This is a genomic window from Streptomyces sp. NPDC001220 (assembly GCF_053597895.1).
The window spans coordinates 68209-77244 of the sequence record NZ_JBSFJE010000010.1 but is presented as its reverse complement, the minus strand read 5'-3'; the positions used below and the strand labels follow the sequence as shown (position 1 = coordinate 77244).

9 protein-coding genes are annotated in these 9036 nt (G+C 70.6%); 2 read left to right on the top strand and 7 right to left on the bottom strand.

All coding sequences use genetic code 11. From position 1 onward, the window contains the following. Positions 1–52: 52 nt before the first annotated feature. From ACWDGI_RS24040 to ACWDGI_RS24030, 3 genes are all read right to left on the bottom strand, one after another. Positions 53–925 carry a winged helix-turn-helix domain-containing protein gene (locus ACWDGI_RS24040; RefSeq protein ID WP_450762152.1) on the bottom strand — a complete coding sequence of 291 codons (873 nt, stop codon included), beginning with the start codon at positions 923–925 and terminating at the stop codon, positions 53–55. Between the two features lie 326 nt (positions 926–1251). Further along, positions 1252–2046, bottom strand: a complete 795-nt coding sequence (locus ACWDGI_RS24035) for an HAD family hydrolase (protein ID WP_450762150.1) — start codon at positions 2044–2046, stop codon at positions 1252–1254. Then, entirely contained in the window at positions 1995–2864 is an 870-nt protein-coding gene (locus tag ACWDGI_RS24030; RefSeq protein WP_450762148.1) for a FadR/GntR family transcriptional regulator, read from the bottom strand. The genes ACWDGI_RS24035 and ACWDGI_RS24030 overlap by 52 nt, the downstream gene beginning before the upstream one ends. Positions 2865–3007: 143 nt before the next feature. Here ACWDGI_RS24030 and ACWDGI_RS24025 point away from each other — a divergent pair, with 143 nt between their 5' ends. Next, positions 3008–3199, top strand: a complete 192-nt coding sequence (locus tag ACWDGI_RS24025) for a hypothetical protein (protein WP_360496857.1) — start codon at positions 3008–3010, stop codon at positions 3197–3199. 18 nt (positions 3200–3217) lie between these two features. Here the strand turns inward: ACWDGI_RS24025 and ACWDGI_RS24020 are convergent, their stop codons facing one another. From ACWDGI_RS24020 to ACWDGI_RS24010, 3 genes are all read right to left on the bottom strand, one after another. Then, positions 3218–4132: a winged helix-turn-helix domain-containing protein gene (locus ACWDGI_RS24020; protein WP_450762146.1), complete on the bottom strand. Its 915-nt coding sequence runs from the start codon at positions 4130–4132 to the stop codon at positions 3218–3220. 374 nt (positions 4133–4506) lie between these two features. Then, entirely contained in the window at positions 4507–5751 is a 1245-nt protein-coding gene (locus tag ACWDGI_RS24015) for a GNAT family N-acetyltransferase (protein WP_450762144.1), read from the bottom strand. A gap of 131 nt (positions 5752–5882) precedes the next feature. After that, entirely contained in the window at positions 5883–6476 is a 594-nt protein-coding gene (locus ACWDGI_RS24010) for an RsiG family protein (RefSeq protein ID WP_360496865.1), read from the bottom strand. 158 nt (positions 6477–6634) lie between these two features. On the opposite strand from ACWDGI_RS24010, the gene dtd reads away from it, so the two are divergent. Continuing rightward, positions 6635–7060, top strand: coding sequence for a D-aminoacyl-tRNA deacylase (gene dtd, locus ACWDGI_RS24005; RefSeq protein WP_450762141.1), 426 nt, complete (start codon positions 6635–6637; stop codon positions 7058–7060). On the opposite strand, the gene ACWDGI_RS24000 is transcribed toward dtd, so the two are convergent. After that, complete coding sequence (locus ACWDGI_RS24000; RefSeq protein ID WP_450762139.1) at positions 7038–8909, bottom strand: helix-turn-helix domain-containing protein; 1872 nt, start codon at positions 8907–8909, stop codon at positions 7038–7040. The genes dtd and ACWDGI_RS24000 overlap by 23 nt on opposite strands. Positions 8910–9036 lie beyond the last annotated feature (127 nt).

Sequence of the window (9036 nt, the reverse complement as noted above, 5' to 3'; positions counted from 1 at the left end):
TGCGGGCATGCTAGCGCACTGCGCTTGCCTCCATCTTTGTTCCCTGGAAGAGCTACTCGGCGAGAAGGTCCCAGATGGACTCGAACCACGACCGCATCTTCAGCACGAAGACCGATCCCGGCGAGTTCGGGTCGGCGTCCATGACGTGGTGCGTCAGCATGGCTCCCAGTCCCAGCACGTCGAGCGCGTCGATCTCCTCGCCCGTGTCCAGGATGATGGGCCGTTCGATGACCTCGTAGAGGCCATGCAGCACTTCTGTGCTGTTGATGACGTAGAGCTTGAAGGCCGGAACCAGCCGCACATGCCTGACCTGGACGTCGACGGACGGCACGAACCGTTCGGCCTGCAGGTCCCGGAGTGCGGTACGCAGCGATTCCGTGTGCCGGTCGGTGATGGCGCGCAACCGGTCCCTCAGACGCGGATCGCTCTTGTCATGCCTGATCACGGGATACGGCAGGTCGAGCTGAGGTTCAGGCAGCAGCATCCGCACGACGATGCTGTCGGGGGCGATGGCCCCGGCCCGGATCCGCTCCGCCTGGAGCCGAATGTGGGTGTCGAGGGACTCCGAGGTCAACGTGAAGACGTCCAGGGTGACTTCGGGCTGTTCGAACGCCTCGCTTATCAACGGCCCCAGCATCATCACCTGCCGTGACCTGGTGGCCTTGGCCGTGCTGGACTGCACGCGCTGAACCTTGACGACCCGCGCCGGGCTGCCCTGACGGGATTCGATCCACCCCTCGTTGCCGAGTTCGCGCACCACCCGCTGCACGGTGTCACGGGACACCCCGAACTCCTTGGCGAGCTTGCCCTGCGCGGGCAGTTCGGCACCCAGCTGGTACGTCCCGTCGACCATCCGGGCCCGCAGCGCCTCGGAAACCTGCCGGAACGCCTTGCCGCCACCGTCATGTGCCTGCCTGCCCGCCATACAGCGAACGTTCCGCTCCCAGCCGCTCCGCAAACACAATCCGGTCAGGCAGGAAACGGTGCGAGCCGATCGGTTAACGGATCAACTTGCCTGGGCATGCCTGATATTGACCGGCAACCAGGCAAGAAGGGCCGGGTGCTGCACGGTCGACCAGAGCTTGCAGGGGGCGGGCACCATGGAGTTACGGGTACTCGGCGTCACGGTTCGGATCGACGACCTGTTCCAACTGGCGGTCTCCGTATCCGGTCTGATCGGCGTGCTGGCGGCATGGCAGCGCGGACGCAGGGCGGCCCGGCCCTCCGGCGGGCGGACCCGGTCGGTGCCGGCTAGTGCCGGAGTATCTCCAGAAGCGGATGCAGGGACCCCACGACACACGCCGCCCCGGCCTCGGTCAAAAGCTTGGCTTTCCGTGCGTTACGCGCGTAGCCCAGGAAGGGGACGCCGGCGCTCTCGGCCGCCTCAAAGTCCGACGGGGAGTCGCCGATCATCAGGGCCGCGGCGGGGGCGGCGCCCATCGCGCTGAGGGCACGGTTGAGGCAGTGCGGGTCGGGCTTGAGACGGTGCAGATCCTTGGTACGGCCGTAGATGTGCGGGGCGAAGCAGGCGGTGAGGCCGCGGTCGTCGAGGTAGGCGCGGACCACCCGGGGGGAGTTGTTGGTCGTCACCGCCATACGGACGCCACGCGCTCGCCAGGTCTGGATGAGGATGTCCGCATACGCCGTCGGCATCGCCGTCGCCGTGGCCCGTAGCTCCTCCTTGGTGAGACGTTCCTCCACCTCGGTGACCAGGTCGCTGCCCGGATGCCGGCGGTCCACGGCGCGCAGCACGAGGTGCGGGTCGAGGGAGTCGCGCTCGGTCTCCGTGACCAGGCCGCGCAAGCCGCGGCTCGCCAGCCACTCCACCAGGCCGTCGGCCACGCTCTCCGCCGAATGCCCCGCGAACAGACGGCAGATCGGGCCGTCGAAGTCCCAGAGCACGACACGGGCACTTCTGATCAGTTCCGTGAGCCCTTCGGCCGGGTTCTCGCTCTTGGTTGCCACCAGTTCAGTCTGCGTCGTATCAGAAGTCACTAGGAGAGTGTCAGGTCCGTGGTGATGGTTTCCCAGAGGGCGTCGAACCACTTCTGCGATTGCTCCACGAACGCGGCGTCGCGGTGGCCGGCTCGTTTCTCGAAGGAGAAGAGGAGGGACTCCGAGCCCACGGCGTCGTACATGTCGAGCATGCCGGACTCGGTCTGCTCCTCGCGGCGCGTGACCATGTAGTACGCGAACAGCGCCTCCGCGCCGTTGAGCAGGTAGAGCTTGACCGGCGGGGTGAAGGGCAGGGCCCGGAAGGTGACCCGGACGTCGATGCCGTGGGTGGAGCGCAGGCCCTGGAGGTTGTACTGGAGGACCTGGCCCTGGGCGTTGCGCATGCCGAGCCAGCGGTTGTGGACGGTGTCGTCGTCGCCCTCGACCGGGACCGGGAACGCGAGGTTGATGTCGCGGCCGGGGAGCAGGACGCGGACGTCGATGCTGTCGGGGCGGATCCGGCCCTCGTGGATCAGGCGCAGGGGTTCGGCGAGCGCCGGGAGCAGGCTCTGGGCGGTGAGGCAGGCGGCGTCGATGCGGACGTGCGGGGCGGCGAACGCCTCCGTCATACGGGGACCGAGGCCGACCATCGTCGGCTGGGGCTCGCCGAGGGGCCGGACAGCCGGTTCGGCGACGCGCGGCGGGCTGCCCTTGGTGACGTTGGCGAGGAGACCGTAGTCCTGCAGCACCCGCATGGCCTGGCGTACGGCACCCCGCTCCACGCCGAACTCCTCGGCCAGCTCGGCCTGGGTGGGCAGGCGGTCACCGACCTTGATGTCGCCCTTGCGGATGCGTTCCCGCAGGGTGTCGGCGATCTCCTGAGGTGTGCTGCCGGCGTTCACTGCCACGTTCTCCTGAGTCACGACCAAACGCTACAACTCTGATCCATCTACCGGGAGTTGTTTGAAGATTGGTTATAAGTCACAGCCAACTGGGAACAACTTAATCAGAGTTGGTTACCAACTTGGTCAAGTTGGTGGAAGCTTTGCTTCCCGACGATGGGGGAACCGACATGCCCGCCGCCCTCGCTCTCTTCTCCGCCGTCTTCGTCGTCGGCTTCGAACAGATGGTCCAGTCGAAGTACGGTGCCACTGGCATTATCGGTCTGCTGTTGCTCACCGTGGGGATCAAGGCCAAGAGTCCCGCGGTCAGCTCCGTCGGTGCGGTCCTGCTCGCCCTGCTGATCACCGGTCCCGCGCTGTGAGGACCGGCCCGGTGAGCGCTAGGCCGTCAGCTGCAGCTCCGAACTGATCGTCTCCCACAGGGCGTCGAACCACCGCGTGGACTGGTCCACGAACGCGGTGTCCCGCAGGCCGGCGCCCTGCTCGAACGCGAAGAGCATCGACCGCGTGCCCTCGGCGTCGTACGTCTGCAGGTGCTCGTGGCCGATCTCCCGCTCGTGGCGCTCCAGCGTGTAGTACGCGAACAGCGCCTCCACCCCGTTGAGCAGGTACAGCTTGACCGGCGGGGTGAACGGCAGGGCCCGGAGGGTGACCCTGACGTCGATGCCGTGCGTGGCGCGCAGTGCCAGCAGGTTGTGCCGGAGCACCTGGCCCTGGGCGTTGCGCTGGGCCAGCCAGCGGTTGTGCACCGCGTCCTCGGCCGAGGCGTCCAGCGCCGTCGGGAACGCGAGGTCGATGTTCCGGCTCGGCAGCAGCACCCGCACGTCGATCTTGGCCGGTTCCAGACGCCCCGCGTGGATGAGCCGCAGCGGCTCGCCGAGCGCGAGGTTGAGGGAGACCGAGGTCAGGCAGAGCGCGTCGATCTCCACCTCCGGGGCCGCGAAGGCCGCCTCTATCCGGGAGGCGAGGGCCACCATGGTGGGCTGCGGCGGTGCCTCCGGGCCCACGGCGAGCCGGACCGGGCCCGGATCAGGGGCGACCGTCGCCGGCGCGCCCTTCGACACGTTGGTGAGCAGATGCTCCGACTGCAGGATGCGCAGCGCCTGCCGTACGGCCCCCCGCTCGACGCCGAACTCGTCGGCCAGCTTGGCCTGGGTGGGCATGCGCTGGCCCGGCCGCAGCACCCCTGACCTGATCCGGGTGCGCAGCACGTCGGCCACCGCGTGGTGTGACGTCTGAGGCCGCTGTGACCTCTCCCGTCCACTGGCGGAGACGTGTTCCGGGTCCACGGACAAACAGTACAACTTCCCGCCATCTTTCGGCAGTTCACGGGAAGGTGGTTATGAGTCGCGTCCAAGCGGAGATAAGTACAGTGGAGTTGGCCACCAACTTCTGCAACATGGTCACACTTTCCCGGTGGTTGGCCGACGGGTTCCCTTCCGGAGGGGAGCCGGGAGCCCGGTCAACCAGGGCAGCCACCGAGATGCACGACCAGCGCACCGCACCTGAGCACAGTCACAACTGAACACCGACAACCGAACACCGACAACCGAACAAGCAGACCCGCACAGCCACAACTTCACAGCTCGAACGGCTCGCTACGGATGAGCACGGCTGAACAAGTGAACAAGGTGATTCAGGCACCGTCGCCGAACGGAAGGAGACCGTCTCAGAAGATGTCCGGGCACCAAGGACGCCCGGGCGTACGCAGCAGGGCGTCGGCCTTCCGGGCGGCGCCCACTCGCGCTTCCTGGGCCCGGCCGAGCGCGTGCAGCCGTGCCACGGACTGGTCACCCAGCCAGACGGTCGCCAGATCGGCGATGCCGAGGGTGAGTTCGGGGGCGTCGGTGGTCGGGACGCAGGACGCCTGCTCGGGGGAGGTGTCCAGCCGGAACCGGCCGCCGGCCAGCCCCTGCCGGTCCACCACCTCGAGGACCAGCGACCCCGCCGTGTCGTACGTCCGCGCCTCCAGGGCCCGTACGACGTCCAGGATCCGCACCCACAGCCAGTCCGCCTGAGAGGTGATCCGGGCGGCGCGCGGGTCGGGGAGGTAGTGCGGCAGCAGGTCGTCCGGCGACCGCCAGCCGCTCTTCACCCTGGTGATCCAGTCGACCGAGCACAGGTAGTGCCACAGGGCGCGCTCGGCCGCGGGCGTGGCGCCGAGCAGCCACTTCACGGTGGCCGTCTCGTCCGGCTGCTTGCCGTGCCAGGTGTCGTCCACCTCGTACGCCAGCATTCCCTCGACCTCGCCGTCGGCCGACCGGTAGGCCGCGTGGAACGGCTCCTTCCAGTCGCTTTCGAAGCGGACCGCGCCGGTGCGCAGCTGCCACCACAGCTCGCTGCGGCTGATCGCCCCGGGCGTGCTGCGGCGGACCCGCTCGTGCAGCTCGGGACCGAGCTTGCGGACGTCCTCGGCGTCGAGGAGGTCGATCCGGCCGCCGTCCTCGGGGGCCGACCAGCGGGGGTCCAGACCGGTGCGCCCGACCTCGACCGTCCACTCCGTCAGCGTGGTCGCCGGGCCGAAGCCGTAGCGGCCGTAGATCGGGTACTCGGCGGCGATCAGGGTGGCGACCACGTCTCCGCGCTCCTTGGCCGCGGCGAGGTCCTGGCTCATCATGCGGGTGAGCAGGCCGCGGCGGCGGTGGGTGGCGGTGACCGTGACGTTGGAGATGGCGTCGGCGGGGACGGTCGCGCCGCCGACGGCGGTGAGCTCCTGGTCGAAGGAGCGGAACGTGGCCACGCAGCGGGAGCCGTCGAAGGCGCCGAGGAGTCGGCCCGGTACGAACTGCCTTCGGCGGGCGTCGAGTTGCTCGGCCGTGAGGGTGGGCGGCTGCAGGAAGCCGGTCCTCAGGGCCCGGTGCCAGTCCTCCAGCTCGGGTTCGGTTACGGGGCGGATTTCGACGGCGTCGGTCATGACAGCACGGTAGGTGTTCGACCTGGGTGGTGCCGATCGAATTTCGGCTGCGGGCCGTGGGGGCCGGTCGCGCCCCACGCGGCGGAGCCGCACAGTGATGCAGCTCCGCGCCCCTGAAGGGGCGCTGCAGCTCACGTCAGTAGATCGTCCACCTGCGCTTCGCCCTCCCGGTAGCGCCTGGTGATCTCCCCACTCGAATCGTCTGCGGTCCGTTGCAGGCGCTGTCGTCGTCTCGACACCTCCTGCTCGTACCGGACCAGGCGGCCCATCGCCGTGGTCAGTTCGGTGTCCGTGCGGGCCTGGAGGTCGGAGAGTTCCACCTCTGCCAGCATGTCGGCGGCCAGCCGGTCGTACTCCTCGTTGTGCGGGGTGCCCAGGGTGACGTGGCGGGCCGAGGAGCGGTGGCGGGCCGGGGCGTCGGTCAGGATCTCCGGGAGGCGGTCCACGACGGCGGCCGCGCCCGCCGGGGAGCGGCGGGCCAGTTCCGCCCGGAGGATGTCGATACGGCCCTGGAGCAGCCGTCGTACGTAGCTGAGGTCGGCCTCGTCGCGTTGCGCGTCCCTTCGCAGGACGCGCAGTTCGGGCAGGCTCAGGCGGGTCAGGTCGTGCTCGGGCGGCTCCGCGGGCAGGGCGATGCCCTCCCCGCGCTGTGCGGGCGGCCGGGGCAGGCTCTGCGCGCTCTGCGTGCCCTGCACCTTCAGTCGCCCGGTACTCGGTGTGCTCATACGCCTCTACCGTCCCCTCGACCGGCGTGTGGAAGCATGGTGCCACCCCAAGTGGCCGCAATGTGACCGAGTGCCCCCGAACGGCCCTAGATGTGAGGTTAAGGATCAATAATGGACCCCCTGCGGGGGCCGCCGGGGCACCGGGCATGATGGTCCGCATGCGAGCTGTGGTTCAGCGGGTGGACGGCGCCGATGTCGTCGTGGACGGCGAGACGGTCGGCGCGATCGAGGGCGAGGGGCTGTGTGTGCTCGTGGGCGTGACCCACGACGACACCAAGGAGAAGGCGGCCCAACTGGCCCGGAAACTCTGGTCGATCCGGATGCTGGCCGACGAGAGGTCCTGCAGTGACATCGACGCGCCGCTGCTGGTGATCAGCCAGTTCACGCTGTACGGCGATGCGCGCAAGGGACGGCGGCCCACGTGGAACGCGGCGGCGCCGGGCGAGGTGGCCGAGCCGCTGGTCGAGGAGGTAGTGGCGCAGTTGCGGGCTCTGGGGGCGACGGTGGCCACCGGGCGTTTCGGGGCGCAGATGCGGGTGTCGCTGACCAACGACGGGCCGTTCACCGTTCTGCTGGAGATGTGAGCAGTTCCCGGCAGTCGCGGGCCAGGCCCGCCATGCCGAGTTCCTCCGCCGTGCCGAGCGCGGTCCTGGCCAGGTCGTGGGCGGTGTCCCGGGCGGCCGGGGAGCCGGTGCGGATCCGGACGCGGGCCTCGTCGAGGCGGAGCCGGGCCATCTGCGTCGGATAGCGCTGGGCGAGGCGTACGGCCCGGCCCAGGTGCCCGAGGGCCGTCTCCGGTTCACCGGCGACCAGGGCGAGCAGCGCGCTGAAGCGGGCGGCGGGGCCCAGCAGGACGGTGGGCCAGCCGGCCAGCACCACTTCGTCGCCGTGCGCGTCGAGGAGGGCGCGCAGCGGCGGGACGTACGCCGACAGTTCGCCGCGGCGGTCGGTGCGCTCGGCCAGTTCGGCGCAGACCTGGGCGAGGACCGCGGCGGTGGGCAGGGCCCAGCCGCTCGGCGGGAACCGGGTGAACCCGTCGGTGTCGGCGGCGAACGCCCGTAACTGGTCCACGGCCTGTTCGTACCGTCCGGTCTCGCACAGGGCCAGGGCCAGGCCCGCCCGCCACACCGGGAAGTAGCCGCGCTGCTGGACGCCGGCCATGCGCGGGGAGGCGAACAGCTGGGCCAGCCGGCCCTGTTCGTGCCGCAGCCAGAACTCCTGGCCGAGGACGGTCTGGCCGAGGGCGTCGGCGGGCATCGACAGCCCGGCCTCCATCGCGGCCGCCACCTCGCCGGCCTCCCCGAGGATCCACTGCGCGGCGGCGGCGAACTCGCCGCGCCACAGGCTCATCAGGGCGTCCAGGGTGCGCTGCTGCCAGTAGGCGAGCCGGCTGCGGTGCCGGGCGGCGTGCTCGCGGTGGACGTTGATGGTCGCCTCGGCGGCGGGCACCCGGCCGGTGCGGAGCTGGTCGATGGCGAGGGCGACCAGGGCCTCGCCCTGGAAGTAGGCGGAGTGGGAGCGTACGGCGAGGTCGCGGAGTTCGCTGGACATGGCGAGCAGTTCGCGGGCCGGGGCGAAGTCGTACAGGGCCCAGCGGGTCTCGGTCAGTACCTCGCAGCGGGCCTCGTCGCCGATCCGGCCGGGGGCCCGGCGGCCGAGTTCGCGCAGCTCCGCGAGGGTCTGGCGGGCCAGCCGGGCGCCGGTGCGGGGTTCGGCGCCGGTGATCGCGGTGTCGTAGCCGATGGCCATGGCGAGCTTCTTGGCCCGGTGGGCGGTGAGCTGGAGGCGCAGTTCCACGGCGGGCGCGTCCTCGCGGTCCGCCAGCGCGGCCAGGCAGGCGTCGATGCGGAAGAGCAGGTCGCGGTCGACCTGGCCGGGGTCCGACCAGCGGCGGGCACTGCGGACGACGGCGTGGGCGCGGGCCCGTTCGTCGCCCCCGGCGGCCTCGTAGGCGGCCTGGTAGTGCCGGCCCGCCTCGTACATCTCGCCGAGGAGGTGGCGGGTGTCGCCGCGCCGGATGTGCTGGTCGAACTCGGCGCCGTAGCCGCTGGGGCCCGGCCGGGCGGGTGACGCCGGGTCGGGACGGGGGCGGCGTGCGGACCGGTCGGCCCCGCCCCCTCGGTCGGCCCCGCCCCCGCGGTCGGCCCCGCCCCCTCGGTCCCCTCCGGTCCCTGCGGCCCCTGCGGCCCCTCCGTCGTCCCGTCGCTCGTGCGGCTCGGGTCCGGGCGGCAGCAGGGCGAGCAGGGCGCCGTCGGCCCGCAGGGCGGCGTCGCAGCGCTCGGCCAGCAGCCGGCCGGGCGGCCGCAGGCCGTTCTCCACCCGGCTGAGGTAGCTCTTGCTGTAATGGACCCGTCTGGCCAGCTCGGCGAGGGAGAGTTCGGCGGCCTCCCGGCGCACGCGCAGGGCCTCGGCGAACTCCTCCTGCGGTGTCAAGGCGCCTCCCCCGGGGGCACGCCGACCGATGGTCGAACACGTGCACACCGTGTTCAGGAAGTCGCCGCCCGTTGCCAATTATGGAGTGTCAACGGCATATCTCGCAGGGCGCTCGCGGGAATCCCCG

Bases quoted from the DNA above. Each gene is read 5' to 3' on its own strand.
- dtd (WP_450762141.1), top strand. From the start codon at position 6,635: ATGCGAGCTGTGGTTCAGCGGGTGGACGGCGCCGATGTCGTCGTGGAC.
- ACWDGI_RS24015 (WP_450762144.1), bottom strand. From the start codon at position 5,751: ATGACCGACGCCGTCGAAATCCGCCCCGTAACCGAACCCGAGCTGGAG.
- ACWDGI_RS24010 (WP_360496865.1), bottom strand. From the start codon at position 6,476: ATGAGCACACCGAGTACCGGGCGACTGAAGGTGCAGGGCACGCAGAGC.
- ACWDGI_RS24025 (WP_360496857.1), top strand. From the start codon at position 3,008: ATGCCCGCCGCCCTCGCTCTCTTCTCCGCCGTCTTCGTCGTCGGCTTC.
- ACWDGI_RS24040 (WP_450762152.1), bottom strand. From the start codon at position 925: ATGGCGGGCAGGCAGGCACATGACGGTGGCGGCAAGGCGTTCCGGCAG.